This window comes from Paenibacillus sp. FSL W8-0186 (assembly GCF_037969765.1).
Taxonomy (GTDB): domain Bacteria; phylum Bacillota; class Bacilli; order Paenibacillales; family Paenibacillaceae; genus Fontibacillus; species Fontibacillus woosongensis.
Window position 1 is genome coordinate 331,295 of sequence record NZ_CP150207.1, and the last position, 26,480, is coordinate 357,774.

The 26,480-nt window shown below is 50.8% G+C and carries 22 protein-coding genes and 1 riboswitch; of the genes, 15 read left to right on the forward strand and 7 right to left on the reverse strand.

Annotated features, from left to right (window positions below; all coding sequences use genetic code 11):
• Positions 1-15: 15 nt before the first annotated feature.
• From MKX50_RS01490 to MKX50_RS01500, 3 genes are read right to left on the reverse strand one after another with little or no spacing between them, the layout of a single operon-like run.
• Complete coding sequence (locus tag MKX50_RS01490; RefSeq protein ID WP_339158219.1) at positions 16-1,161, reverse strand: acyl-CoA dehydrogenase family protein; 1,146 nt, start codon at positions 1,159-1,161, stop codon at positions 16-18.
• A 19-nt stretch (positions 1,162-1,180) separates the two neighbouring features.
• Positions 1,181-2,347 carry an acyl-CoA dehydrogenase family protein gene (locus MKX50_RS01495; protein WP_213590749.1) on the reverse strand — a complete coding sequence of 389 codons (1,167 nt, stop codon included), beginning with the start codon at positions 2,345-2,347 and terminating at the stop codon, positions 1,181-1,183.
• 26 nt (positions 2,348-2,373) lie between these two features.
• Complete coding sequence (locus tag MKX50_RS01500; RefSeq protein ID WP_213590750.1) at positions 2,374-2,640, reverse strand: phosphopantetheine-binding protein; 267 nt, start codon at positions 2,638-2,640, stop codon at positions 2,374-2,376.
• A 121-nt stretch (positions 2,641-2,761) separates the two neighbouring features.
• Here MKX50_RS01500 and MKX50_RS01505 point away from each other — a divergent pair, with 121 nt between their 5' ends.
• The 5 genes from MKX50_RS01505 to MKX50_RS01525 all read left to right on the forward strand — a co-directional run bounded on the left by MKX50_RS01505 (position 2,762) and on the right by MKX50_RS01525 (position 6,647).
• Positions 2,762-2,917 carry a prolipoprotein diacylglyceryl transferase family protein gene (locus tag MKX50_RS01505; RefSeq protein ID WP_339158220.1) on the forward strand — a complete coding sequence of 52 codons (156 nt, stop codon included), beginning with the start codon at positions 2,762-2,764 and terminating at the stop codon, positions 2,915-2,917.
• 85 nt (positions 2,918-3,002) lie between these two features.
• Positions 3,003-3,755 (forward strand): PspA/IM30 family protein, encoded by a 753-nt coding sequence (locus MKX50_RS01510; RefSeq protein ID WP_339158221.1) that lies wholly within the window; start codon positions 3,003-3,005, stop codon positions 3,753-3,755.
• Between the two features lie 34 nt (positions 3,756-3,789).
• On the forward strand, positions 3,790-4,821 hold the full coding sequence (locus MKX50_RS01515; protein WP_339158222.1) for a TFIIB-type zinc ribbon-containing protein: 1,032 nt from the start codon (positions 3,790-3,792) through the stop codon (positions 4,819-4,821).
• Entirely contained in the window at positions 4,818-5,606 is a 789-nt protein-coding gene (locus MKX50_RS01520; RefSeq protein WP_339158223.1) for a TPM domain-containing protein, read from the forward strand. Before MKX50_RS01515 ends, MKX50_RS01520 begins: the two co-directional genes overlap by 4 nt.
• Positions 5,607-5,627: 21 nt before the next feature.
• A complete protein-coding gene (locus MKX50_RS01525; RefSeq protein WP_339158224.1) occupies positions 5,628-6,647 on the forward strand; it encodes an SPFH domain-containing protein in 1,020 nt (339 codons plus the stop codon).
• Between the two features lie 313 nt (positions 6,648-6,960).
• On the opposite strand, the gene MKX50_RS01530 is transcribed toward MKX50_RS01525, so the two are convergent.
• Entirely contained in the window at positions 6,961-7,434 is a 474-nt protein-coding gene (locus tag MKX50_RS01530) for a hypothetical protein (protein WP_244996396.1), read from the reverse strand.
• 348 nt (positions 7,435-7,782) lie between these two features.
• Positions 7,783-7,955, forward strand: a riboswitch (cyclic di-AMP (ydaO/yuaA leader).
• Positions 7,956-8,121: 166 nt separating this feature from the next.
• On the opposite strand from MKX50_RS01530, the gene MKX50_RS01535 reads away from it, so the two are divergent.
• Positions 8,122-9,942 (forward strand): APC family permease, encoded by a 1,821-nt coding sequence (locus MKX50_RS01535; RefSeq protein WP_339158225.1) that lies wholly within the window; start codon positions 8,122-8,124, stop codon positions 9,940-9,942.
• A gap of 28 nt (positions 9,943-9,970) precedes the next feature.
• Here the strand turns inward: MKX50_RS01535 and MKX50_RS01540 are convergent, their stop codons facing one another.
• Together MKX50_RS01540 and MKX50_RS01545 are read right to left on the reverse strand one after the other, a co-directional pair.
• Positions 9,971-10,972: an MFS transporter gene (locus MKX50_RS01540; protein WP_339158226.1), complete on the reverse strand. Its 1,002-nt coding sequence runs from the start codon at positions 10,970-10,972 to the stop codon at positions 9,971-9,973.
• Positions 10,973-11,006: 34 nt separating this feature from the next.
• Entirely contained in the window at positions 11,007-11,639 is a 633-nt protein-coding gene (locus MKX50_RS01545) for a TetR family transcriptional regulator (protein ID WP_213590756.1), read from the reverse strand.
• 252 nt (positions 11,640-11,891) lie between these two features.
• Between MKX50_RS01545 and MKX50_RS01550 the strand changes: the two genes are divergently transcribed.
• Complete coding sequence (locus MKX50_RS01550) at positions 11,892-15,956, forward strand: S-layer homology domain-containing protein (RefSeq protein ID WP_339158227.1); 4,065 nt, start codon at positions 11,892-11,894, stop codon at positions 15,954-15,956.
• A gap of 111 nt (positions 15,957-16,067) precedes the next feature.
• Here MKX50_RS01550 and MKX50_RS01555 read toward each other — a convergent pair whose 3' ends face one another.
• A complete protein-coding gene (locus MKX50_RS01555) occupies positions 16,068-16,715 on the reverse strand; it encodes an SGNH/GDSL hydrolase family protein (protein WP_339158228.1) in 648 nt (215 codons plus the stop codon).
• 170 nt (positions 16,716-16,885) lie between these two features.
• Here MKX50_RS01555 and MKX50_RS01560 point away from each other — a divergent pair, with 170 nt between their 5' ends.
• The 8 genes from MKX50_RS01560 (at position 16,886) to MKX50_RS01595 (ending at position 26,477) form a co-directional block, all read left to right on the forward strand.
• Positions 16,886-17,269 carry a hypothetical protein gene (locus MKX50_RS01560; protein WP_339158229.1) on the forward strand — a complete coding sequence of 128 codons (384 nt, stop codon included), beginning with the start codon at positions 16,886-16,888 and terminating at the stop codon, positions 17,267-17,269.
• Positions 17,270-17,524: 255 nt separating this feature from the next.
• Positions 17,525-18,580 carry a sulfonate ABC transporter substrate-binding protein gene (locus MKX50_RS01565; protein WP_339158230.1) on the forward strand — a complete coding sequence of 352 codons (1,056 nt, stop codon included), beginning with the start codon at positions 17,525-17,527 and terminating at the stop codon, positions 18,578-18,580.
• A 36-nt stretch (positions 18,581-18,616) separates the two neighbouring features.
• Positions 18,617-19,762, forward strand: coding sequence for an FMNH2-dependent alkanesulfonate monooxygenase (gene ssuD, locus MKX50_RS01570; RefSeq protein WP_339158232.1), 1,146 nt, complete (start codon positions 18,617-18,619; stop codon positions 19,760-19,762).
• 15 nt (positions 19,763-19,777) lie between these two features.
• Entirely contained in the window at positions 19,778-20,572 is a 795-nt protein-coding gene (ssuC, locus tag MKX50_RS01575) for an aliphatic sulfonate ABC transporter permease SsuC (protein ID WP_155613438.1), read from the forward strand.
• The gene (locus MKX50_RS01580; protein WP_213590761.1) at positions 20,524-21,450 is read left to right on the forward strand and encodes an ATP-binding cassette domain-containing protein; all 927 of its coding nucleotides are present in this window, start codon (positions 20,524-20,526) and stop codon (positions 21,448-21,450) included. The genes ssuC and MKX50_RS01580 overlap by 49 nt, the downstream gene beginning before the upstream one ends.
• Positions 21,451-21,611: 161 nt before the next feature.
• On the forward strand, positions 21,612-22,925 hold the full coding sequence (locus tag MKX50_RS01585; protein ID WP_339158233.1) for an MFS transporter: 1,314 nt from the start codon (positions 21,612-21,614) through the stop codon (positions 22,923-22,925).
• The gene (locus tag MKX50_RS01590) at positions 22,918-23,832 is read left to right on the forward strand and encodes a polysaccharide deacetylase family protein (protein WP_339158235.1); all 915 of its coding nucleotides are present in this window, start codon (positions 22,918-22,920) and stop codon (positions 23,830-23,832) included. Before MKX50_RS01585 ends, MKX50_RS01590 begins: the two co-directional genes overlap by 8 nt.
• Before the next feature lie 353 nt (positions 23,833-24,185).
• Positions 24,186-26,477 carry an RNase A-like domain-containing protein gene (locus MKX50_RS01595; RefSeq protein WP_339159975.1) on the forward strand — a complete coding sequence of 764 codons (2,292 nt, stop codon included), beginning with the start codon at positions 24,186-24,188 and terminating at the stop codon, positions 26,475-26,477.
• The last annotated feature ends 3 nt before the right edge of the window (positions 26,478-26,480 follow it).

The window sequence follows — 26,480 nt, forward strand, 5'->3', positions numbered from 1 at the left end:
GATGAATAACATATTCTAGCACTCTACTCTGGCAATCATGTTCAGCATCATTTCATCGGTTCCCCCGGCTAGCGACAGGGCTCTGGCATCGCGAAAAAACAGCGAAATAGGATGGTCGTCCAAGTAGCCTTCCCCTCCGAACAATTGCAGGCACTGGTCGGCGACTTTCCTTACCAGCTTCCCGCCTGCGTATTTGGCCATTGCGGCATCGGCCATATTCTCGTTTGGCGTCGACATTTTTCGTATGCATCCATAGCTGAATTGTTTAACGGATTCAATTTCGGTGATCAATTGAGCGAGAGTGAATTGAACATGCTGGTTAGAGCTGAGAGGCTTGCCAAACGTGCGGCGTTTCTTGGAGTGTTCGATGGTGAGGTCAACATGGTAGCGTGCCATCGCGGCCATCCGGATTGCTATAATCGTCCGTTCCTGGAAAAATTGCTTCATTTGAATAAACAGGCCAAATCCCAGTCCGCCTATGACCTGCTGCTGGGCGATCTTAACCCGGTCAAATTCAATTTCCGCGATATCCCCCCGATTGCCCAAGGTTGGCAGGTTCCTGACTACAGCAACGCCAGGCGACGATTTAGGCACAAAAAACAAAGTAGGTGCAGGATCTCCCTGTTTATTGGCGGTTTGGGCAAGGACGCAGTAAGCGTCTGCCGATACGCCATTGCTGATGAAGGTCTTCCGGCCTTGGAGGATATAGCCGTCCCCCTCCTGTACAGCTGTCGTCTGTATATTGCTTAGATCTGATCCGGCATTCTCTTCGGTCAGGGCCAGCGCTAATAATGACTTGCCTTGAATAGCGGAAGGGACCCAGTCCGCCGCCAACTCTTGGCGGGCGTATTTGGCGACCAGGCTTGTCGCTATATCCAGATGGCTGGCAACGGACATTCCGATCGCTCCATTAGGCAGTCTCGCTAGCTCTTCATGTAAAATGACGTTATACCAGTAGTCCAGCGCTGCCCCGCCAAATCGTTCAGGGAATGTTGTTGACAAATAACCAGTTTCGCCTAATTGGCGAAGGATTTGTTTGATTGGGGGAGGATGGCCAGCGGCTCTCCATTCGCTTAAATGGGGTCTAATCTCTTGATCGATAAAGTGGCGGAGGCCGTTTCGATACGCATCATGCTCCGGCGTAAACGGGTTTATACTCATGGTATCCATCACCTGCAGTTCAGCTTATTTTGCTTATTTTCGCAATTTTGGTCAGCATCATTTCATCAGAACCGGTCGAAATGGAGAACAGGCGGCTGTCCCGGTAGAATCTCCCTATGATATGGTCATCGAGATAAGCGTCTTTGCCGAACAGCTGCAGGCATTCGTCGGCGACCTTGCGAACCAGTCTGCTGGACTGCAATTTGGCCATGGCGGACAACAAGGAGATGTCTCCCTGCTCCTGCCAAATGGAAGCTGCAACATAATTGCATTGGCGGCTCAGCTCGATTTCCGTGCGTAATTCCGCGATCTTGAATTGGATCCATTGATTCTTGATGAGGGGTTCGCCGAAGGTGACTCTGGAGCGGCAGTGCTGGACAGTTAAACGAAGCACCTCGTCAGCCATCGCCGTAGCCCGGCAGGAGGAGATAATATGCTCTTGCGCGAATTGGTTCAATTGGGCGAGAAATCCTCCGCCTTCGTTGCCGATCCGGCAGGATGCGGGAACCCTGACGTCCTGAAACGATACGCTGGCAACATTGGCGGTACGATGGCCCATCATGCCGATTTCTTCGCTAATTTCGATGCCGGGCAGCGAGCGGGGGACGAATAGCAGCACCATGCCCGTCAGCGGGTTGCGGTCTGGCATGGCTGCAAGCACGCAGTATACATCCGCATCCAGTCCGTTCGTGACGAAATTCTTGACGCCGTTCAGTACATAGTAATCGCTCTCGCGAACCGCTGTGGCTTGGATTGCGGCCACATCCGATCCGGCGGAAGCCTCCGATACGGCATGGCCAAAAACCAAATCGCCCCGAAGCGCAGGGGACAGCAGCTCTTCACATTGCGTTGCAGTTCCATAGTCGGCCACTAATGGGGCGACCATGTCGTTATGGATGATGATGGCCATGCTGATCCCGGCGGAGGGAATTCTGCCAAGCTCTTCAGCAAATACGATATGCGAGAATATATCTTGATTCTGTCCGCCATATTGGGAGGGATAGCGCAGGCCCAGCAATTCCTGTTGCCCTAGCTTCTTGAGGATGCTTCTTAGCGGGAACCGGCGCTGCTGTTCCCAATCTTCTACGTGGGGGAGAATTTCTTGCTTCATGAAGGCTTGCAGTTTCTGTCGCAGCAGCAGATGGCCTTCCGAGAAGAAAGAATTTGTGTTTGTTTGCGGATTCATTATTGGGAACTTTTCCGTAGCGGGACTCATAGCTCACTCCCTAACGGCGCCTGAACGGCATTTTGCTTAATGTAGTCTGCCAGTCTTCCAAATTCATTCAAGATGTCGATATCGATTTGATTGCCGAAGAAATCAAGGCCGAATTCATGCTGTATGGCCACGATAACTTGAATGATATCCATGGAATCCATGCTCAGCTGTTCAATAAAATTGTCTTTAGCGCAAAATTCGGCATCGGTACCCTTCACCTGGTTGATAATTTGGCTAAGCTTGTTCTCAATTTCATGCTCCACAACATAGCTCCCTCCTTAAAAATACATTAATTATTAAAAAATAGGATTTTATGTTATTTAATATAATACTTACTAGAATCGTGGTTGGCAATGACTACATTTGTCGTATTTTGGTAATGTTGTGCGCCAGACAGGACTCATCGCTAGCTTGTACCTGCTCTTGTACAGCGCAGGGAGATTCGTCATTGAGTTCTATAGAGGGGATATCATCCGGGGGAATGTTGGTATGCTGCCCTTGCTAATTAAATCTTCTGCCCGTCCATCCACAGCCGAATAAGGCTGTGGATTTTGCATGAAATGAAACCTTTTGGCCGGAATTCATGTATTATAGGTAAATGCCAACTAGCGAGGGGGAACTCTATATGGGAATCTTGTCGAGGTTTCGGGATATTATGAGAGCCAACGTCAACTCGTTCGTGGATCGGGCGGAGGATCCGGCGAAGGCCATGGATGAATATATGAGGGACCTGCACAGCGATCTGGGCCAGGTGAAGGCGGAGGCGGCAGCGGTGCTTGCGAATGAGCGAAGGGCCAAGGCTTCTCTGGATGAATGCCAGGCCGAGATCAGGAAGCTGCAGCGTTACGCCGAGAAAGCCGTGGAAGCGGGCAATGAGGATGATGCCCTGAAATTTCTGGATCGGAAAGCGCAGCAGGCCGCGAAGCTGAATGATCTGCAGACTGCTCACGAGCTGGCTGCCGCCAAGGCAGCAAGCATGCAGCAGCTGCAGGAGAAGCTGATATCCGACCTCGGGCAGCTGGAGGCACGGCAATCCGAACTGAAGGAGAAGCTTGCCTTCTCCCGAATGCAGCAAGGCATCGGTGCGGGCAGTAACCTATCTGCCGGCACGTTCGATGAACTAGAGGAGAAAGCGTATCTCGCTGCGGAAGAAGCACTGGCGTTGGCTGAGCTTCGGGCTGGAGAAGCACTGGACAATGCTGCTGATCCGGCGGTTCATTTGGAAGACGACAACGTAAAACCGGATGTGAATGCTGGCTCGAACAATAGCACGAGCAATAGCATAAACTCTAGCACAAGCTCTAGCGCCAGCACTTCTGCGAGCGTCGAAGATGAATTAGCAGCAATCAAAGCAAGAATGAACAAGAGGGAATTGTGATGCAAGCTACTTTTTGGGTACCTGAGGTGAGCAAATGCCGGTAATCGACTACAAATGTCCCAATTGCGGCAGCGGCATGGTCTTTAACGGAAGAACCGGAGCATTGACCTGTCAAGGCTGCGGGAGACAAGACAATATTGAACAGCTTCCTGATCCGCTTACGCAGCAGTCATTTTCCGAGAGTTGGGGGAGAGGGTATCACTGCAACAGCTGCGGGGCCGAGGTGATAGCCGATGCAGAGATGACCGCGACGGTGTGCAGCTTCTGCGGTACGGCCGTCGTCCTCGGCGACCGTCTGACTGGAAATCTGGCTCCGGCCAAGGTGCTTCCTTTTCTGATCAGCAAGGAGGAGGCCATGGCGGCTTTTCGGAAATGGTGCCGGAACGGCCTGCTTACCCCCGACGGATTTATGACCGCGGATCGCGTCAAGGGGATCACCGGAGTGTATGTTCCTTTCTGGCTCTATGAGCTCCATAATCGCGTTGAGGTTCATGGCCATGCTACGAAAGTAAGGACTTATACGCGGGGTGACTATCAATATACAGAAACGCAGCATTTTGCGATATACCGCAAGCTCCGCCTGAATTACGTCAATTTGCCAATTGATGCTTCGCATAAAATGAGCGACGATCTGATGGATAAGCTGGAGCCTTTTCCGTACGAGCGGCTGAAGGGCTTCAAGAGTCCCTACCTCGCCGGTTATACTGCGGATAAATACAGCTATGATGATCGGGAGCTGCTTCCACGGGCCAAGGAGAAGATCCGCAGCTATATTGAATCCTCCATTTCATCGTCCGTGTCAGGGTATACATCCGTCAGCTTCACCAATAAACAGATTGATACGACACCGAAGCGGGCTGACTATTGCCTGATTCCGGTCTGGATGGTGAAGTACGACTATAACCGGTCGGAGTACTTGTTCGCAATGAACGGCCAGACCGGGAAGGTCGTCGGCAAGCCGCCACTCAGCAAAGCAAAGGTCTCCGCCTGGTTTGCGGGCGTATCGGGCGTAACCCTGCTATCCCTGAAGCTGATCTCCTGGATGATGGGGGGAGGATTCCTGTGAGAAAGCATTATGCGATATTAACGGTGCTATTTTGTCTCGCGGCATATTTGGTCATTCCCTTTGGAACGTCGGCAGCAGCTGAAACGAAAAAGCTGATCTATGACGAAGCGAACCTTCTCACCGAAGAGGAGTATATGGAGCTAAATGCAATGGCGAACGAGTACGGAGCCAAGCAGGAAACGGATATAATCATTATTACTTCTAACAATGAGGACAATACCGATGTCGAGCTGATGACGGAGGACTTTTACGATGAGCAGGCGCCGGGCTACGATAAACCCCATGGCAACGCGGTGATTCTGACGCTGGATATGAAGAACCGGGACGTCTATTTGGCCGGGTTCTACAAGGCGGAGGAGCTCCTGGATGACGGCAGGCTTGATCGGATCCGCGAGAAAATTACGCCGAATTTATCAAACGGCGACTATAAGCTGGCTTTTGAAAAATATATTAAAACCGCCCATAAATACATGGGCTTCAAGCCGGGAGTGAACCCGGATAACCCGCTGTTCAACTTTGGCTTCCAGCTGATTGCAGCCTTGGTCGTTGGAGGAATCGTCGTGGGTATTATGACTTATCGCTCCGGCGGCCGCGTCACGGTCAACCGGCGCACCTATGAGGATGCCAGCACTTCAGGGATCGTGGATCGTCAGGATCAATACCTGCGCACAACGACGACGAAGCGGAAGATCGAACGGAGTACGAGCAGCAGCTCGGGCGGCGGGGGCGGCGGTGGTATTACCGGCGGCGGCCATTCGCATAGCGGCAGCAGAGGGAAATTCTAATCGAAGGGACGGGAGAGCAAGATGGGATTCTTCAGAAATCAATTCGCGAACGTCGTAGAATGGGAAGAGTTTAGAGATGACATGATCTTCTGGAAGTGGAGCAACCGGGAGATCAAGAAGGGCAGTAAACTGATCATCCGCGCCGGCCAGGACGCGATTTTCGTCAATAATGGCAAGGTGGAAGGGATTTTCAAGGATGAGGGCTCATACAACATCGAATCGGAGATCATCCCTTTCTTATCCACGTTAAAAGGCTTCAAATTCGGCTTCAACAGCGGCATGCGGGTGGAGGTTCTGTTCGTTAACACGAAGGAATTTACGGTTAGATGGGGAACGCAGAATCCGATTCTGATTCCGACGCCTCAGCTGCCGGGCGGCATGCCGATTCGCGCCAACGGAACGTTCAACTTCAAGGTCAGCGATTACGTGTCGCTGATTGATAATATCGCCGGGATGAAAGGCAGCTATCTCGTGGAGGATGTCAAAATCCGTATCACTTCTGTATTGGATCAGCTGCTCATGAAGTGGATCAGCCGGGAAGGCAAGGACATGTTCAATCTGCAGGCGAATGCCTCGGAAATTGCCAAAGGGATTCGTGAAGACCTGGATATGGAAATGCTGGGCAACGGTATGACGATTACCGGCTTCCAGGTGATGAGCTTTAACTATCCTCAGGAAATCCAGGATATGATCACGAAGACGGCGTCCCATGAAATGATCGGCAATCTGCAGAAATACCAGCAGGTCAGCATGACGGACGGCATCGCTTCGGGCAAAGTGCAGGGCGGCGGCATGGCCTCGGATATGGCGGGCATGATGATGGGCATGACCATGGCGAACGAAATGATGAAGAACATGAACATGCATCAAAATCAGAATCCAGGCCAGAACCAACCCCAGCAGCACAATCAGCAGCACAGCCAGCAGCCCCCGGCGGCTCCTGCTTCCGAAGGAGGCAAACGCCCTAACTTCTGTCCGAACTGCGGCGCCAAGAATGAAGGGGCGAACTTCTGTCCGAATTGCGGCCAGAAGCTGAACTAAATCATTAATTGCAAAAAAAGAATTAAACGATGGACCAGTGATGATGGCTCATGCGTTTAATTCTTTTTTAACTATGCGGACTTGTAGCCAGCTTCTGTTGGATTGCTCAACTTAGAGTAAATGGATGTATAGCAGTTAATCTCTGCGGCATAGAAGGAAGAATAGATTTAGATGGACTTCATGTCATTAGAATAAGAGAAATGGCTAATCACGGCAGGATTCTTGATTTTAGGTCCATCAAACCCATCTAATCCCCTAAAGCATGCATTAAGAGCATAATTAGATACATAAATTCCATTTCGTATTACTATTCTTACAGTTCCGTCCATGTCACGTTTAACTCAATGACCCCTTCGTTCGAGGACAATCGTCCGCCAATCATGGACCAGCTTTCGTTTTTATCGGGATTGTCGCCTTGAATAATAATATTCTTATCGCCGATGGTCTGACCGGAATCATCCAAGTTTTGCGATTTGAAATAATCCTTGTACAACTTGGTAATCGTCGCCATGTCTTCCTCGGTTGAGAAAATCAGCAGCACCGATTTTTTGCCGTCTTTGATTTCAGAGTGGGATGTGCTGATCTTGACATCGTCCGGAAGAGGGAAATCCGCCGGCAAATATTCAGGCCTTTGCTCATCATGGCCTTGGGCTCCGGCAGTCATGTTCTGTACGGCCCCTGTATCTGGCGGTTGTTGTGCTGGCCCGCTTTTGGAGGATTGGCAGGCGCTTAACCCTATCAATACAAGAATGGATAACAGTAAATACATCAATCTGCTGATCTTCACGAATTTTTCTCTCCTTCTCCACGTTCCACGTATTTCCAAACCCTTCCTATATTAATACGTTTTTGCATTTTATCCTACGGTGGATAGGCCCATTTATAATGCCGTTTCACCATCCTAGCCATATACTTTAGACCCGTGCTGCTGCTTCCTTACTCCTAGTCTGCCACGTAGTCAAACCGACGAGGTTATATTCAAAAAAACGAGCCACTCCAAGAGCGTGGGAAATGTAAGCGCACTTTTGAGGCAGGAAGGGTTATTTTTGCGCCAAATCTGGATTCCTTATTTGTTTACAGATACTTTTTTTGGGAGTAAGATTTCATTCATGACGAACTGGTTTATACATTGAATAATCCTTTATCGCTGAATTCTGCAGTCAGAAACGGGGGAACCAGAGGGATGCGCATATGCATGTAAGTCCCAGGGGTGAATCGCTTGATCTGGATCAGGTAAACGTCAAGTGTAGGGCTACTTTCAGGCCCGAATCCGTCAGCTAACCTCGTAAGCGTTACGAAAGAGGAATTTGTCGCGTGCCCAAGTTTTTTTGAGCAGCCGCGGGAAAGGCCAACTTTCCTGCGGCTTTTTTCGTGCGAATGCATGGGATAGGATTACTGGTTTGAACGGATAATGGCTAAACCAAGAGGGTACGATACAAAATGTCCCATATCTCAAACTGGTGGTGGAAATAAGATGTCAATCAAAAGACTGTTGATTGGGCGGCCGTTGAAATCGACGGAATTAGGGGAACAAAAGCTGAATAAGAAGAAGGCGCTGGCCATTCTTTCATCCGATGCTTTATCGTCGGTAGCCTACGGACCGGAGCAAATATTGCTCGTGCTGGTTACCGTCAGTACAGCGGCCTTTTGGTATTCGATCCCGATCGGGGTCGGCGTATTGGTATTATTGACTGCTCTTATTTTATCCTATCGGCAAATTATTTTTGCATACCCTCACGGCGGGGGAGCCTACGTCGTTTCCAAGCAGAATCTGGGGATCTTTCCCGGCCTGATTGCCGGCGGTTCCCTGCTGGTCGATTATATTCTGACCGTTGCCGTCAGCGTGTCTGCGGGGACGGATGCGATCACGTCGGCTTTTCCAAGCCTGCACGAGCATAAGGTCATCATCGCAGTTGTGTTTGTCATTCTCCTCACCTTGCTGAATTTACGGGGTGTTACCGAATCCGCTACGATTCTGGCTTATCCCGTGTATTTATTCGTTATGGCTTTATTCCTGCTGATTGCCGTAGGGCTATACAATATTGCGATGGGCCATGTCCCGCCGGAGCTGCATGCGCCGGTCGGCACGCCTGTGGCCGGCATGACCTTGTTCTTGATCCTGCGCGCTTTTGCCTCGGGAAGCTCGGCCTTGACCGGGGTAGAGGCGATTTCCAACGCCATCCCGAATTTTAAGGAGCCCGCGCCGAATAATGCGGCCAAAACGCTGCTGGCGATGGGAACCCTGCTTGCAATTCTGTTCTCGGGCATTGTATTTCTGGCCTATTATTACGGGATTGCGCCTCATCCGGAGAAGACGGTCGTCTCGCAAATTGCCGAGCATACCTTCGGCAGAAATGCTGTGTACTATTTTATCCAAGGCACGACGGCTTTGATCTTGATCCTGGCAGCCAATACGGGGTATTCAGCTTTTCCGCTGCTGGCTGTGAACCTCGCCAACGACCGGTTCATTCCAAGAATGTTCACGGTACGGGGCGACCGGCTGGGTTATTCCAATGGCATTATCAGCCTGGGATTGCTATCTATCATCTTGATTATTGCCTTCCAGGGGCAGACGGAGCAGCTTATCCCGCTGTATGCAGTTGGCGTGTTCATTCCGTTCACGCTATCGCAGACAGGGATCATGATGAAATGGATTCGCGAGAAGCCGACGGGCTGGGTCCCTAAGCTGATTATTAATTCCATCGGCGCTCTGATCTCCTTAACAGTTTCACTTGTATTCTTTTTGACAAAATTTACACGAGTCTGGCCGGTACTGATCTTCTTGCCATTGATCGTTTGGATGTTTTATCGGATCAAGAAGCATTATGAAGCGGTGGGCGATCAGCTGCGGCTAACAACCTGCGAGCCGGCGGTACCTATCACGGGGAACGTCATTATTTTGCCTGTATCGGGAATTACGCACGTCGTTGACCATTCCCTGAATTACGCGAAATCTTTGTCGCCGGATCAGATCATCGCTGTGTATATTCCGTTCGAGAGAGAGGATATCGCCCGTTTTGAGGAGAAATGGAATCGTTGGCGGCCGGACGTCAGGCTGGTCACGCTGTACTCCCCTTATCGAAGCATCATTACGCCGCTGGGCAAATTCATCGACACGGTACACCGGAAAGCGAGCGAGAACGATTACCAGGTGACGGTCATCATTCCCCAGTTCATTCCGAAGAAGGGCTGGCACAACTTCCTGCATAACCAGACCAGCTTAATGATCCGCACCTACCTGCTCTACCGCAAGGATGTCATCATCACAACAGTGCCTTATCACTTGAAAAAATAACGCCCTGGGCGCGGCTGGATCGATCGTATCAGCTATGAGATGCTGTTGGATTTGGCTTCTGCTCCTGCTCGTGCGCCTGACTAGCACGCTTGCGCACCAGGGGAGGCAGAGCAAGCAGATAATAGAAGCTTACGCCGAGCGTACAAATGCCAAGAAGATAGTGCAGCCAGGTAATGGAGACCCAGGCCGGGAAGGCTAGGGCTACAAACCCTAACGCTAATGAATGTCCGAGCATCATGACAGGCTCGATCAGGGCGTTTACCCTGCCCATATTTTGCGGGGGAACGAGTTCCGGCATCCAGCTGCCGAGAGCAATGTTTATGGGGGCGATAGCGATCCCTTCTATAAACACAAGCAGAAGATAGACCTCGATCCGGTCGGTGAAGCCCAGGCCCCCAATAAGGACGCTGGAGATGAACAACCCGGCAATGAGGATCGGGATTCTTGTATAACGGCGAATGAGCTTGAGGCCGATGACACTGCCGATGAGGAAGCCCGCACCGAGAAATATCGTAGTTAATGAAGAGTGGACCACGTAATTGTCTGGGCTGATCTTGTATTTCATGGAGAAAATCGGCAGAATGGCGAACACACCGTTGACGATGCCAAAGAATAGGAAGCCGGAGATGAGAACCAGAAGCAGCCGGTTGCCCATAATATAACGGAGTCCCAGCCAAAAATCCTTGAGAAGCAGAGGAATTCGGATGTCGCGGATGCGGTTGCGGCCGTTAGGCATGCGGGCATGTTCAGGAAAATCGCCTTTGGCAATCAGCAGACCGGACAATAGGAAGCTTGCACAGTCAATGAATTTGCGGTCGATCCGATCGGCAATGACACCGACGAACCAGAATACTGCAAGGGTTGGCAGAGAATACATGAGCTCCGCCGTGGTAGCCAAGGCTGGCCGTTCACTGTACCGGTCTACCAAATAGTAGGCAAAGGCCATGTTGCCCACGACGGTGCCAAGCTGCGAGGCGAATGCGGCAAGGAATAGCTTGGTGAATGTTCTATTCCGAAAGAGTGAGATCATCACATCAATCCTTCTAATATGGTCTGCGTCAAGCTCAGGAATGCAGCAAGCGGTGCAGGTATTGAATCAGCGCCTCTTGCTGCATTTGCGTATTGGCCGTCTCCGGACCGACGGTGATCGTATGGGTCAGAATGCCTTCCTGGAAAGAGGCGGCAAGCTTCGAAATGTCGGATACGCTCATGGCGGGCGAAAACTCACCTTGATCTACCCCTTTTTGCAGCAGCGCCGCGAACCGGACAATCCCTTCTTCGTAGCGCTGCAGCAGCAGCTCGCTGCGTTCCGCATCCCGCCAGCCAATCAGAAAATACTCGTAAAAGGCCGGCAGCATCCCGCCGCGGGGCGGCTTTAGCAGTTCGTCCTGCTGCTGTGAATATAAGGTTGTGATGACATCCCAGACATTGGCTGAAGTCTGGAGCAATTCATCGATATACTGTTCGTGCTCGGCGTCCTGATGGTCGAGCAGCGCCTCGAATATTTCTTCTTTCGTCTGAAAATATAAATAAATCCAGCCCCGGCTCATGCCGGTTTCTTCAATAATGTCCTTCAGCGTAGCTGCTCCGTATCCTTTCTCCGAAAACACCCGCTTGGCAGCATCGAGAACTTGCTGCTTGCGCTTTTCTCTTTGGCTGTCTGAAATTTTAGGTGACATCATCATGCTCCTTTCCATAAAATGAACCTCGTGTCATTTATTTAATGATAATAATGACACGCGGTTCATTTTGCAAGGGCGAATGTTTGGGATGAAGAAAAAAAGTGGTTTGCTGTTATTCGTAGCAAAAACATAGTTCTAATAATTGACTTTTTCGGATGACGTGTACTAAAGTGATTAGTAGGTAATTTTTCCTATGTTTTCCTTGGAAAATAGTATAATAGAAGGGTAAATGGTAGGGATTAATCATAACAAGATAAGGAGAATAACATGATGCTAAAAGCAAAAAGGAGATTAATATCGTTTTTGACCGCTGTAGTTGTTGTCATTTCTAGTGTTACACCAGCATCTGCGGCATCGGCAATAATGAATAATCATACTGATTCAACGTCGGTGGTAGATTTACAGCCTATTCCTTCAGTATTTAGGGATACGTCTTCCCATTGGGGACAAGCTGCGATTGAAAAATGGAATGGATATGGAGTAGTTAAAGGCTATAATGGAGAATTTAGACCCAATGATCCAGTAACCAGAGCAGAATTTTCAGTTATGCTTGACGGGATTGTTAAATACATAGTTCAAGGAAATAATAATTTTTCCGATCTAAATAAGGACCAGTGGTTTTATAACTCTATTGTTAAATTGAATACTGCAGGGGTGTTAAAAGGAACGGAAGGGAAGGCCATGCCCCAGAGTAAAATTACTCGCCAGGAAGCAGCTCTATTAATCGCCGAGACATTTCAAATTGATAGTAGAGAGCAATCACCTATTTTCGGAGATAGTACTCAAATTGCAGGGTGGGCTAAAGGCGCAGTTGAAGGGCTAGTATCTAAAGGAGTTATTAGCGGCATGCCGGACGGTTCATTTAGACCAAAAGGCAATTTGACACGGGCTGAAGCGGTAACCTTGTTTAATAAATTGATTCAGACGTTGATTTCACGTCCGGGCGAATATTCCAAAGATGTGCACGGGAATGTGGTAATCAATACATCAGATGTCGTTCTGAAAGATATGAAAATTGCCGGGGATTTGTACATCACGCAAGGAGTCGGTGAAGGTGAAGTAACACTTGAAAATGTTGAAATCACTGGAACGGTTCATGTGCAAGGCGGTGGTGTAAATTCAATTATTTTTAATAATGTAGATGTGAGAGGCGCACTTATAGTTAATAAATATAATGGCCAGGTTCGTATTCTTGCAACAGGCAGCACCTCTGTTTCTGTCACTGTATTAGAGAGCGGTGCCATGCTGGTTACCAGAGAACTCACTGGAGGTGGATTTGAGACTGTTGAAATATCAGCAGACATTCTCGCAGGACAGGAAGTCAAATTGGACGGCAATTTCAATACCGTTGTAAACCGGGCACCGGATACAGAAATTATCGTTAATGGTACCATAAAAAATCTGGTTGCCGAAGTAAGTACAGTGATTACGGGCAACGCTGTAATAAGTACCGTGACAGGAGCTGGCGCTGCGTCTGCTACGGTAAATGGTGAGGTTATTGGATCCCAGGGTAACACTGGGTCTAATTCCACCGGCGGAAGTACAGGAGGAAGTACAGGTGGAAGTACCGGTGGAAGCTCTGGAGGAGGTTCCGCTGGCGGAGGAAGCGCATCGATTGCCGTGACGGGTGTGTCTATTGTTCCAGACTCGCTATCATTATCCATTGGTGAGACTAAACAGCTTGAAGCTAAGGTATCGCCAACAAACGCAACAAATAAAAAAGTAAATTGGCAGGCAGCTGATGATAGCCAATCGTTCATTAACGTTACTGCAGATGGTCTAATTACGGCAGTACAGCCAGGCAGAGGAACAGTTATAGCAACGACTCAGGATGGGGATTTTAAAGCCCGTGCCGTAGTTGAGGTTAAAGACCCTGGGCTCGGCGTAAGTTTGTCATCCTATACAGGGGCTGTAGTAGCGCCAGAGGTACAACTTGATCAAGCTGTGCAGTTGAATAATGACAATGTAAGTATAGCGGATACGAGAAAGTCTCTAGCTCAAGAGAGGCATTACGATACTGCGATTACTGCAATATCACCTCTACAGCAAACTTCAGTAACACATTCTGTGTATACCGTTGTTTCTTTGGTGGACTATAGCGGAAATCCGGTTGAACCATCGACAATAGAAGTCACTCTTAACGGGTCTCCGTATAATGCTAGTTTTGGCGAAGGCTTATCGGATGGATTTAAAGCGGGAAGCTTTGTGCTGAAACTAGATATAGATCGCCCGGAGAAGATTCAGCAATACCAGCTTGTCTTTGCGCGAGAAGGCTATGAAGAGACAACACTTACAATAACTTTTAGAACAGTTGGAACAGTGTCTCTTAAGGGGATCGGCGCAATCATCGGGCAGCCAGTGATCGGAACTCAACTAACAGCAGGTGCTCTGAATTATGATGGCATACCTGTTAACCAGAACGTTGTCTATCAATGGTATCAGGCAGATTCAGAAGATGGGGTATATACTGCTATTGCAGGAGCTAATAACCCCGTCTATGAGCTAACGGCTGAGAATGGCAATAAATATATTAGAGTTGGCGTTAAAGCCGATGAAATTCAAGTCAGTGGTACGGCGTTGAGTCCAGCATTCGGTCCAATAGAGAGTCCGATAAGTGTAGATGATGTATTTGCGGCGATTGAAGCGAAGTATCTTGGAAGTAATTCAAGCGCTAATAGCATCATCTCAAACTTGGTCTTGCCTACTTCGCTACCTGCATATCCGGGAGTCAACATTGTCTGGTCTTCCAGCGACGAACAAGTGATAACGAATACCGGGATTGTTACTAGACATGAAAAGGAAGATCTATTCGTCACTTTGACCGCAACTCTGAACGGGAAAGCAGCGGGAGCACGGTCATATGAGCTTATTGTCAGAAGTGCGGGGACAGAAAATGTAGAAATAGAAGGGTTTATTGATCCTTATTTTGTAGATGGTTACCCGCAGGCCTATGTCAAGAATGGGACAATTCACGTGAGATATGCTCTTAATAAGCCTGCTGAGGTTTATATGGTTGTCAATGTTATGAACGGCTGGCAGCAATCTGATGTGAAAGCAGTGCTTGAAGGTCACGCAGGAACTTATCAGATCGTATATGTAGATACCTGGCCGTACTTCCAATTAGGTGAATTGGAGGTTAATCAGGTACAGGACTTTGATACAGGAGTGAACATTTCCAGATATAGTAATGGAGAAGCAAGAGTCGAGTTTGTTATTGTCGATGAAAAGAATAATTATACTTCGTCTAATGTGACTACGATTTTATTTGATCAAGCTGTCGTTGTTGCTTTGGATACAGAACCACCGCGTGTTAGTCGCACATATATTAATAATGCACTGGATACAATTTATATTTATTACAACGAGATGCTTGATCCGGGCGCTGTGCCTTCTGCGGAGGATTTTGCGTTAAGTTCCGGGCAAATAGAGGGCGTCTCCATCTATAATTATACCGGTGGTTTTGGAGAGGTTCCGCCGTATGTCAAGTTGATGGTCAGTGGAATCGTGGAGGCAGATAAAGATGTTCTTACCGTAGGTTATAGTGGTAGTGCTTTGCAGGATCTTTCAGATGCAAAGAATAAAGCTCCAACCTATACTAATGAGAAGGTAACAACGATACAGGAAGAGTTTGGTAAAGTTATGATTAGTTCGGATCGCCAATCTATGATTGTTGAAATTAATCCAGGGTGGAATCCACAGGATAATGTAAATCTAGGGTTTAATTCAGAAGAGATGAGATCACGTTTTGTGGTTGACATTGATGGAAAAGGGCAATTTAAACCAAGTGTGGTTGCTGGTTACCGATATTCAATCGAACATATTACTTATACTTTAAAATTTGATGTTCCTCTTCCCGTAGGAGAGGCAGTTATGCAATTTAACACATCAGGTATAACTAACTGGGCCAAAGACGCTTATCCAGATCAGTTAATGTCCGATAAAGTAGAACAAATATCTTTACCTGGATTGCCCTCAGCGACGTATTCAATTACAGAAAAGAGGATTATTCTCAATTTTGCAAACGGGTTTCAACTTGGCGACCGAAGCTTGGCAGCTGGGTTAGTGCTGAAAGTGGACGGTGTAGAGTATAAACTTAGAGGTTTCATTGTATCGCCAAGGAGTCAGTATGCTAATGGCGAGAGGATTAAGAACAGCCTTGAAATTTCGCTTTACGACTCTTATGAGAGTAAAATTAAAAATGCCATCGAATCGGGTGCGGATATTCAAATTAAATATACCAAAGTGAACGGTACTAAAGATCATCAGTTGTCAGATGCAGGAGGAACATTGCTCCCTGATTTCGATTATGTACAGGTCATGAAGCTGCCTTAGATGCTACATGAGGATATACTAAAGTAACTTTATTGTTGCATTAGCTGTATCTAAATAGGGCACCAACCAAAATTAGGTTGGTGCCCTATTTTATTGTCGGCATTAGGCGTATTACTTCCCCGCCCCAAGATAAGGCGCCAAGCCCTTCGCAATCACATGATGGCCCCGGTCATTGGGATGGATGGGCAGGAAGCCGCTCAAGGCATCTTCAATCTTGCCTTTGCGATAGCCATATATCAGTTGGCTTTGCTTGCCTTCGAACCAAAGATGGGTGGGGATGACTTTCGCATTGTAGCTTCGCGCGACTTCTTTCGTTGTTTGATTCAAGCCGCTGATCGCTTTGGCGGCCAGCGGGCTGCTCGGAAAAGGATTATATTGCGTACAGCAGAGAATTCGAGCATGGCTGGTATTTTTAATCTGAGTCAGAATCGCGTGCAAATTTTGTTTATAACGAGCTACGATTCGTTGTGCGTCTAAGACTTGTTTGCTGGCAAGGGCGGACAGCGCTGCATTTGCCAAGTCCACGCCTCCAATCCAGACGGATACGACATTTGATCGGCTGATCACAGAGGAGCCCTGCCATACCGCGGCATCCAGCAGATCCAAGGTGTTCCACCCAGGGCGTGCTAGAACATATCCAATCACCTTATGGGAGCCTGAAGCATTTACTAGGGATGCGGCGACTCGGGGATAGGCTTTTGCGAAAGAGGAGGCATTCTCCCCGAATGTAATCGAATCGCCAAGAGCGGTATAGATCATAGGAAGATATCCCTCACTTATTTATAATCACACACCTTAGAGGTATAATATGGGATTTGCGCATAGGTGGTGCGGGAGTATGAAATGAAATCGAATCATGATTTATTTTCCTTAATCACTTAAACTTGGGAATAGGTTGAAATTTAATTTTAATGTGAGGGGTGTGTCTGATGGACAAATACAGCAATATTCTCTGCAGCATAATTCTTTCTATTGCTTTTCTTGGAGGATGTTACATTATATTTCAGAGCCAGGAGGATGGTTCTGAAATTAGAGAGGCTGCGAATGCTGATGGGAGTACAAATCAAACTGTCCTTAGTAATAAAACTATTTTAACGGAAAGCGGACTGGCCCAATACTTAGGAATTACAGCTCAAGAGGTCACTCATTTAATTAGCTTAGATACAGCGAAAAGGAAGCAATACAGTGGGGGGATTTATGATACGTACTCATTTATGCCTTACATGAAGCTTCCCAACGGCACTCATATCTTTTTAAAGAGTGAGATTGAAGAATGGGTCAGGTATCAATCCCGTGCTTTTAAAGGGGGATAATATTAAAAACAGTTTGCATCATAGGGACCGGTCATCCGGTAAAAATTCTTGACACCATTCTACCCTGATGATATTATACAAAATAATCCAAGTTAATTGATGTGAATTAACAGAATTAAAACGACTTCACCGGACCGCCGGAGGGTCTCTCTTATCGAACAGTGGCATGTATTATGCCTTTCGATCAGGGGGACCTTTGTGTTTTCTTAGGGACTTTTTGAGGATTGGTGAAAGGAAGAGAAGGGGGAGCTTGATATGGAAAAGAGAAAGTCCAAACGGGCAGCACAGGGAGTTATCGCGGCGGCTTCGGCTTTGCTGCTGGCGGTGGCATTGTCCGCCTGCAGTGCAAACGGCAGCGGAGGCCAGGCGGAGGGCCGCTCGGCCTCGGGGGGAGCAGCAGCCACGCCCTCATCAGAAGCAGCGACAGCGGATGCGCCGTCCGAGACGAGGGATATTACGATCCGCATCGGATATCAGAAATACGGGACGATCAATATTCTGAAAGCGGACGGAGCGCTGGATCGCCGCCTGGAGGAAGAACGCAACATTAAAATCGAATGGACGGAGTTCCCGGGTGGGCCGCAATTGCTTGAGGCGCTAAACGTAGGGAGCATCGACGTTGGGCATACGGGAGAGGCGCCGCCGATTTTCGCTCAGGCTGCGGGTGCCAAGCTCGTCTATCTGGCCCATGAGCCGGCCAGTCCCCGAAGCGAGGGGATTATCGTGCCGAAGGATTCGCCGCTTCAATCCGTTGCCGAGCTGAGAGGGAAAACCGTTGTGCTCAACAAGGGCTCCAATGTTCATTATCTGCTGGTGGAGCAGCTGGAGAAGAACGGCGTGGCTTATAAGGATGTGGATGTAAAATACCTGCCGCCCGCCGATGCGCGCGCCGCATTCGAGAAAGGGAGCGTGGATGCCTGGGTCATCTGGGATCCATTCCTCGCCGCTGCGGAGACCGCCACGGGGGGCAGGGTGATTGCCAATGGGGAGGGCGTTGTCTCCAATCATGAATTCTACCTGGCCACCCGTGAATTTGCCGAGAAGTATCCGGATCTCGTAGAGATTCTGCTGGAAGAGGCGGATAAGATCGACGCTTGGTCCAAAGACCATCCGCGAGAGCTTGCGGAAAAGCTGTCGCCCCAGCTCGGAATTGATGTCGAATCTCTGGAGCTGGCCGCAGGCCGCAGAGCCTACGGCATTCAGCGGATCGACGAGGAGCTGATCCAGGCCCAGCAGTCGATTGCTGATACCTTCTATGAGCTGGGATTGATCCCGGATAAGCTGGACATCCATGACGCGGTTTTAAAATAACATGTGCACAGACACGGATTAGGGAGGAGAAGAGTGATGAAAGTTTTTTGGTTCATACCGACCCATGGAGATGGGCGTTATTTAGGTACCAGTCAAGGCGCGCGTGCGGTGGATCTTCATTATATGCAGCAGATTGCCGTCGCGGCCGACCGGCTCGGCTATGAGGGTGTATTGATTCCAACGGGCAGCTCCTGCGAGGATCCGTGGGTAGTCGCTTCTTCGTTAGTGCCTGTTACGCAGCGTCTGAAGTTCCTCGTCGCGCTCCGGCCGGGGCTAACCTCGCCGACGCTTGCGGCGCGGATGGCCGCGACATTGGATCGTATTTCGGACGGCAGGCTGCTGCTGAACGTCGTGGCCGGAGGCGATCCCGTGGAGCTGGCCGGGGACGGCTTGTTCCTGGATCATTCCGCGCGTTATGAGCTGACGAGTGAATTTCTCGATATTTGGCGCCGGGAGCTCTCTGGGGAGACCGTTGATTATGAAGGGAAGCATCTGCGGGTCGAAGGCGGGCATATTCTATATCCCGGCATTCAGCAGCCTTATCCGCCACTCTGGTTCGGCGGCTCGTCGGAGGCGGCGCAGCAGGTGGCTGCGGATCATGTCGACGTCTACTTGACCTGGGGCGAGCCGCCGGCCGAAGTAGCGAAGAAGATCGCCGAGATGCGCAGGCTGGCTGAAGCCCGGGGACGCACGATCCGGTTCGGCATCCGCCTCCATGTCATCGTTCGCGAGACGGAGGACGAGGCCTGGGCTGCGGCCCATGATCTCATCAAGCATCTAGATGAGGAGACGATCGCCGCGGCGCAGAAAATTTTTGCCCGTTTCGATTCGGTCGGGCAGAAGCGGATGTCCACGCTGCATGGCGGCAGCAAGGAGCAGCTGGAGATCAGCCCGAATCTATGGGCAGGGATTGGCCTTGTCCGCGGCGGCGCAGGCACGGCGCTGGTCGGCAGTCCGGACATCGTCGCTGAGCGGATGCAGGAATATGCGGATCTCGGGATCGAGACGTTCATATTCTCGGGTTATCCGCATTTGGAGGAGGCCTACCGCGTGGCGGAGCTGCTGTTCCCGCTGCTGCCGCTGCAGCAAAGAAGCGAGGCGGCGGGGCCGTCATCCATCAGTCCGTTTGGCGAGCTTATAGCAAACAATGTGCGGCCAACGCCGAAGGCATCGGCACATTAAGAGGAGTCGATACGAATGGGAAAGAAGAACTGGCATTTACAGGCCCTGCCTTGGTACATCCCCCTGTTCATTCTGATCGTCTGGCAGGTGCTCGGCAGCACGGGGCTGATGCCCGAACGCACGCTGCCGTCGCCGGTGGAGGTGTTCCAGGCCGGCTGGAAGCTCACGACGAACGGGGAATTGGCGGCGGCAATCGGCATCAGCACGTGGAGGGCGCTGATCGGCTTTATCATCGGCGGCTTGCTGGGTTTCGTATTGGGATTATTGAATGGAGTCATCCCGCTGGCGGAGAAGCTGACGGATTCCACGATCCAAATGATCCGAAACGTACCGCATCTGGCGATGATTCCGCTCGTGATCGCCTGGTTTGGCATCGGGGAAGAGGGTAGAATTTTTCTTGTCGCGCTGGGCGTATTTTTCCCGATTTATATTAATACGCTGCATGGCATCCGCTCGGTCGATCCAAGCCTGATTGAAATGGGACAGGTGTACGGGCTGCGCCATTGGGAGTTGTACCGGCGCGTTATACTGCCAGGCGCGCTGCCGTCGATTCTGGTGGGCTTCCGTTTCGCTCTCGGCATCATGTGGCTGACGCTAATCGTGGCCGAGACGATCGCGGCCAATTCCGGCATCGGATATATGGCAATGAATGCGCGGGAGTTCTTCCAGCTGGACGTCGTGGTGCTTAGTATTTTACTGTATGCACTGCTTGGCAAATTATCAGATCTGATGGCCAAAGGGTTTGAAAGGAGGTGGCTGCGATGGCATCCGCACTTCGCCAAAGAAGGCTCGCGATTCAAGAGCGTCTAAGAAAGGATACGCCTCGGGAGCCATACCTCGATGCGCCGCCGAAGGAACCCTCCCTGCAGGCCGAAGCGGACGAGAACCGGGAGCAAATTGCGCAGGATAACACTGCGACTAACGGCGTATCGATTGAGCTGGACGCGGTGTCCAAGCAATTCGGCAGCAAGCAGGTGCTGCGGAACATTCAAATGTCGGTGCAGCCCGGCAGCTTCGTGGCCATCGTCGGCCAGAGCGGCTGCGGCAAAAGCACGCTGCTGCGCCTTCTATCGGGGCTCGATCAGGCGAGCGGCGGATCCTTGAGGCTGCAGGGGCAGGAGGTTCAGGGCATTCACCCTGCAACGAGGTTCATGTTCCAGGATTCACGGCTGCTGCCTTGGAATACTGTGCTGGACAACGTGAAGCTGGGTCTGACCGGCTCGGGTTCCAACGATCCGCGGCGGCGAGCCTATGAAGCCCTTGAGCTGGTCGGGCTGGCGGATCGGGCTGAGGAATGGCCGTCCGTCCTGTCCGGGGGCCAGCGGCAGCGGGTCGCTTTGGCCCGGGCCTTGGTCGGGAATCCGCGCCTGCTGCTGTTCGATGAACCGCTTGGCGCGCTGGACGCGTTGACACGTATCGAGATGCAGCGCCTGATTGAGCATTTATGGAAGCGGCGGGGCTTTACGGCCGTTATGGTTACGCATGATGTGAGCGAGGCAGTGGCTTTGGCGGACCGGGTCATTCTGATTGAGCAGGGGGAGATTGCGCTGGACCTGCAAATTACGCTGGCTCGGCCGCGCCCTCGGGATGCGGGCTTTGCCCATTTTGAACAGATCATTCTTGACCGGGTATTGGCCCGGGATGACGGGGAGCCGCCCAGCCCTCATGTGCCTTTATACGATATTTGATGGGATTGTCCGGTTCTGGAAATAAAACGGCACGCATAAATATGAAGCATACTCCATACGGAATCATTCACCAATCAAGCGATCCTGCCTCAGGATCGCTTGATTGGTTTCTCAAGGTGTAATTAACGGGGCGATTTGCTCTGCGGGAGTGTGAGAGAGACATGCGCGCCAAAGGAAAGTGGATCAATTCTCCGTATGCTTATGCGCTGGGGATGTTCGCGATGATGGTGCCGAGCCAGGCCTTCAGCTCGTTTTACAGCTACTTCTATGTGGAGAAGCTGGGGCTGGGCATTGGGCTGGCTACTTTGGCGCGAACGGTTTTTCTTATCTGGGATGCCGTCAATAATCCGTTATTCGGGTACTGGTCGGACCGGACGCATACCCGTTACGGCCGCCGCAGGCCATGGGTGTTCGGGGCGATGCCTCTGTTCATGCTGTGCTTCGTACTCCTATTCTCCCCTCCAGATGGACTCGCGGAGCGAGGGCTGTTTAGCTGGTTTCTTATTATGCTTGTTCTCTTCGAGGCCGTGGCTACGGTGTTGTGGGTGAACTACGGGGCCCTGTTCCCGGAGCTGTTTCGCGGAGACCGCCTCCGCGCCAAAGCCTCTGCAATTCAGCAGGGCTACCAGGTTGCGGCGCTGCTTGTCGGTACGGCGTTAACGCCTCTTATTTTTACAGCAGTTGGCTTTTCCAAGATGGCTATTCTGTATGCGGGCGTATTCGCTGTATTTATGCTCCTCTGCATGATGAGCGTGCGGGAACGGGGAGAAATGGGCGAAGGAGAGCCGCTGCGGCTGCTGGCCGCATTTCGGGAGACGCTGCGGAATACAAAGTTCTGGGTGTTCAATATCGCCAATTCTTTTGCCCAAACGGTGAACGGGCTGGTCAGCTCGATCATTCCCTTCTACGCCAAATACGTACTAGGGATTCCAGAGGCTTCCGTATCGATCCTGCTGGCTTCTGTGTTCGTATCGGTCATTCCGATGGTGTTCCTATGGTACTGGATCATTCGCAGCATGGACGGTGTCAGAGCCTGGCGGCTGTCGCTGATTGCGTACGGCTTATCCGTCATCCCGCTTTGGTTCGGCCATAATTTGGCCAGCGGTCTGCTGGCGGGCATCGTGTTTGGCTTCGGGCTCGCAGGCTTCCTGGTGACCCCGGCACTGGTGGGAGGCCGGATCATTGATGAGGATGCCGCCAAAACCGGCTTAAGGAGAGAAGGCATCTATACCGCGGTAAGCGGGTTCATAACGCGTTCGAGCGGGCTGATCTCAGCGCTGGCTTTTTTCGTGGTGGGCCTTATTTTCGGGTATGAGAGCGGAGAGCGTCCGGGGCCTGAACCGGCGCTGGCGTTTCAATGCTTAATCAGCGTCGTACCGCTATGCCTGCTGCTCATATCCGTCATCATATCTTATACGGTAAAATTTGATTTTCGGGAAAATCATACGGAAGGGAGCCGTGGCAGCCATGAATAGAAAATTGATCATCAACTGCGACGATTTCGGACAAAGCGCGGCTATGAATGAGGCGATCATGCACCTGCTGGAGGAAGGCAAAGTGTCGTCGGCGACGATCATGGTCGCAGCCCCCGGCTTTGCAGAAGCCGCAACCTGGAGCGCGCGCCGGGGGCAGCCGAATATCGGCCTTCACTTAACATTGACGAGCGAATTCGAGGCGCTGCCCTGGGGAAGCTTAACCGGCGATATTTCGCTCCAGGATGAGAGCGGGCGTATGCATAAGACGGTAAGGGAGTTTGAGCAAAAGGCGCGAACCAGAGCGGTAGCCAAAGAACTGGATGCCCAATACGAGCGGGTTCAGAAAGCCGGAATAACGATCAGCCATATCGATAATCACATGGGCAGCCTGTACGGCATAGCAACGGGGCGCAGTCTGCTGCCGCTCATGTTCTGGAAGGCATCGCGGTGGAAAGTGCCGGCGCGGTTCTTTCGCTGCATTGTTCCTGATGACCCGCTGCTAAGTTCGTTGTCCGGCATTGAGCGTCCTGTCTCACGTGCCTCTGCGCTGGCGGATGCGCTGGGGGTGCCGATTCCGGACTATTTATTATCGCATCCCTTTGGCTTGCAGGCCGGGGAGACGTACGACAGCTTCAAGCAGTCGATCATTGGCAAGCTCTACAGGCTCCCGTCCGGGGTAAGCGAGATGTATTTTCACCCGGGGAGAGAGGATGCGTGGATGATGGAGCATATTCCCGATTGGCAGAAGCGGGTGTGGGAGTTTCGTTTGCTGTTTGATGCTGACTTGGCTTATGCCATGCAGGATGCCCGAGTAGAAATGGTGGACTATCGCTACATACGGAAGAAGCTGCGGCGTCCCCGGATCAGGTCAGGGATCAAACTTGTGCGGGAGCTTGCGAGGAAATGATGCTGATTCTGGCTTGCTGTTGATCATGGGGTGGAGTTTTGCTGAGGCTTGAACATGGCTTTGGCATGTCTGTGGTTGGTAGAATTGCCTAATTCTTAAGGCCTAGAGTTGGAAATATTCATAGGGGGCTCATAGGCAGTTCATAGGCAATTCATAGGCAGATTATGATTAAAGACACCTTTCGCGGCTCCCCTCTGCCATTTATTTCATATTAGTGATTTATATAGATTTCATTAGCCTATTGCCATCCTGTCCCTTATAGGTATACCGGTTTATTCCTTAAAAGTAGGCATTTTGGTAAAATATCAGACACTAATATTTTCCTGAAATGAGGTTGGACAAGCTTGAATAAAGTGGATCCTGGCCGAGTCGGGGGCTTGGCACGCGACCTGGAGCGTTTGGAGCGCACGATGGAGAACGGAATCACGGGAATGTCCAGGGAATTAAACCGACTAATAAGCGATGTGGAGGCGGCCTATTCCGATCCGTCCGAGCACTACGTGCGTTCCGCGGCGCGTGAAGCCAGCGGCTTGCTGCGGGAAATCGGCAAGCTGGCCGAGCGGATTGACGAGCAGATGAGGAAGAAGGTTCAGGCCTTACGTTATGCGGAGAATGAATACATAAAGGTAGAGAAAAATTCAACAAAGGCGACCAGCGTGAAAAAATCAGCGACGTTTACCCTCAAGGGGACGATTCAGAGCTGGTTTCAGCGCTTCTTAGAGAAAGGGAGACAGAATGTCGCTGATCCAGGCGAGGCTTCGTCTGCGGAGTCAAGGCCATCGCTGCTGCAATGGATTAAGGGCAGCTTGCTGGAGCTTCAGGACGCCTCTTTGGTACAGCGTCTGGACCCGGTAAAGGAGGACGAGCGGATCGCCTCTCTGCTGCAAATTTTGGACACCGGGACGGCGAAGGAGCAGGCGTGGGCGCGGGAGGAGCTCGAAGCCATTGCCTCTAGCTTCAAAGAAATTGCCCGCAACCAAGCGGCCTATAAAATATACGCCATCTACGATAATGAGCTGTACATGGGATACGCACACCGGTCCGCCCAGCAGCAAAGGGAGCAGCTGGCGAAGCTCGGCGTCGCTGAGGAATGGTATAAGTCCGGGGTCAGCTTGGCCGTGTTCTATAAAGGCTCCCCGCTGGATGCCTGCGAATATAACCCGCTGAAGCAGGATCTGTCCGCGATGCCCAAAGAGAGCGAGCTGCGCTTGATGATCGCAGCCGGTATGATTAATCCCCTCTACCGGGAATGGGCGAGACTTCACTATGACGCGATTGCGGCCGCGGTGCGTCAAGCGGCGGAGCGGCGCAGGGAAATGCAGGCGCTGTTTGATGAATACAATCAGGCGGTTCCTGCGGAGGATATCCGCAACATGCAGCAGTATTTGAAGGACATGAACATCTACCAAGGCGAGGTTACGGGCGAATATAATCAGGAATTCCTGATCGCCGTAGCGGGCTACCAACATATCGCGAACACGGTGAGCACCATGGCGGCGGTTCGGCGCGAGTGGTTCGGCTGGGAGCTGTTCGAGGTAGACGGGAAGATCACGAAGGAGCTGCTGGACTTAGCTTGGGCGGAAAGTAGCTCGGGCATGCGCAACAATCCGAACCTGAACACGGGCGGATTAACGGCGGCCGTAACGATCGTAGGCGTAGGGGATGGCATCGTCAGTCAATTGTTTGAAGACGTGAAGGACCTGGCCGAGTTCGCCGTCAATTCCAATCCGGCAACCCTGGGATTCTGGACAGATACCGTGCCGGGATATTACGCTATAGGGGAAGCGATAGCGACCGGCGAGCTGACGATCCATGATATGAGGAAGCTGCTCGGCGACGCCGCGGCAGAGGAATTCGTGGTTCCTTTCCAGGATATCATCGAGCTGCAGCCGAAGGTTCTTTCCGGTAAAGCCACCTATGAGGAGAGCGTAAAATACGGACGAGCCGTGACGAAGGCCTTCTTCGCCTTGACAGTAGTAGAAGGCGCCGCCAGAGCGGGAGCCAAATTCTCCGGCAAGACCGTGAAGGAACTTGTGAAGACCGTGAAGGAAGCGGCGCAAACGCGGCCGCAAACCTCTTTAACTACACCCGATGGCTTTACAATCCCTGTCCGGGATATGGACATGCCGAAGACGGAGCCGCAGTTCTCTAAGTCCAAGCCTGATTCAGGATCGGGCGGCGGGAAGATGGATTCTGTTGAGGGGGCCGGTAAATCTAGTGCTTCTACTATAAGGAATAGTGTTAGTAACGATTTACTAGACGATATGGAGTCTAAGGGTGGCCACTTACTTGATAAACATGTAAGTAAGACCAATGAAGATTTACTCAAGCGTGCTGCTCAAGAAGGAGTACCTTCAACTACCTTTTACAATAAGAGTACTGCATTAAAAGCAACACAAGAAAACATCAGAAAAAATGCAGAGCAAATTTCCAATTGGTTAAATAACCCGAATTCAAGAGGCTATTTGATTACTAAAGTTAAGCATGAATATTCGGTTGGGAGAGGCGTAGATGTTAAAAATGGGGGGAATTCTGCTTCGAAGCAAGTGACCGATAATTTAACGACCTCTCAGCTGTACTTGGTTAAAGATCCTTCAATGCCTGCAGGTTATAGAATTATTACAGGATATCCAGTTTTCGAATAAGGA

What these genes read in the sequence shown, in the direction of transcription:
- MKX50_RS01515 (WP_339158222.1), top strand. Translation starts at nt 3,790, where the DNA reads ATGCCGGTAATCGACTACAAATGTCCCAATTGCGGCAGCGGCATGGTC.
- MKX50_RS01585 (WP_339158233.1), top strand. Translation starts at nt 21,612, where the DNA reads ATGCGCGCCAAAGGAAAGTGGATCAATTCTCCGTATGCTTATGCGCTG.
- MKX50_RS01525 (WP_339158224.1), top strand. Translation starts at nt 5,628, where the DNA reads ATGGGATTCTTCAGAAATCAATTCGCGAACGTCGTAGAATGGGAAGAG.
- MKX50_RS01590 (WP_339158235.1), top strand. Translation starts at nt 22,918, where the DNA reads ATGAATAGAAAATTGATCATCAACTGCGACGATTTCGGACAAAGCGCG.
- MKX50_RS01565 (WP_339158230.1), top strand. Translation starts at nt 17,525, where the DNA reads ATGGAAAAGAGAAAGTCCAAACGGGCAGCACAGGGAGTTATCGCGGCG.
- MKX50_RS01550 (WP_339158227.1), top strand. Translation starts at nt 11,892, where the DNA reads ATGATGCTAAAAGCAAAAAGGAGATTAATATCGTTTTTGACCGCTGTA.
- MKX50_RS01555 (WP_339158228.1), bottom strand. Translation starts at nt 16,715, where the DNA reads ATGATCTATACCGCTCTTGGCGATTCGATTACATTCGGGGAGAATGCC.
- MKX50_RS01490 (WP_339158219.1), bottom strand. Translation starts at nt 1,161, where the DNA reads ATGAGTATAAACCCGTTTACGCCGGAGCATGATGCGTATCGAAACGGC.
- MKX50_RS01510 (WP_339158221.1), top strand. Translation starts at nt 3,003, where the DNA reads ATGGGAATCTTGTCGAGGTTTCGGGATATTATGAGAGCCAACGTCAAC.
- MKX50_RS01580 (WP_213590761.1), top strand. Translation starts at nt 20,524, where the DNA reads ATGGCATCCGCACTTCGCCAAAGAAGGCTCGCGATTCAAGAGCGTCTA.
- MKX50_RS01545 (WP_213590756.1), bottom strand. Translation starts at nt 11,639, where the DNA reads ATGGAAAGGAGCATGATGATGTCACCTAAAATTTCAGACAGCCAAAGA.
- ssuC (WP_155613438.1), top strand. Translation starts at nt 19,778, where the DNA reads ATGGGAAAGAAGAACTGGCATTTACAGGCCCTGCCTTGGTACATCCCC.
- MKX50_RS01535 (WP_339158225.1), top strand. Translation starts at nt 8,122, where the DNA reads ATGTCAATCAAAAGACTGTTGATTGGGCGGCCGTTGAAATCGACGGAA.
- MKX50_RS01540 (WP_339158226.1), bottom strand. Translation starts at nt 10,972, where the DNA reads ATGATCTCACTCTTTCGGAATAGAACATTCACCAAGCTATTCCTTGCC.
- ssuD (WP_339158232.1), top strand. Translation starts at nt 18,617, where the DNA reads ATGAAAGTTTTTTGGTTCATACCGACCCATGGAGATGGGCGTTATTTA.
- MKX50_RS01495 (WP_213590749.1), bottom strand. Translation starts at nt 2,347, where the DNA reads ATGAATCCGCAAACAAACACAAATTCTTTCTTCTCGGAAGGCCATCTG.
- MKX50_RS01560 (WP_339158229.1), top strand. Translation starts at nt 16,886, where the DNA reads ATGGACAAATACAGCAATATTCTCTGCAGCATAATTCTTTCTATTGCT.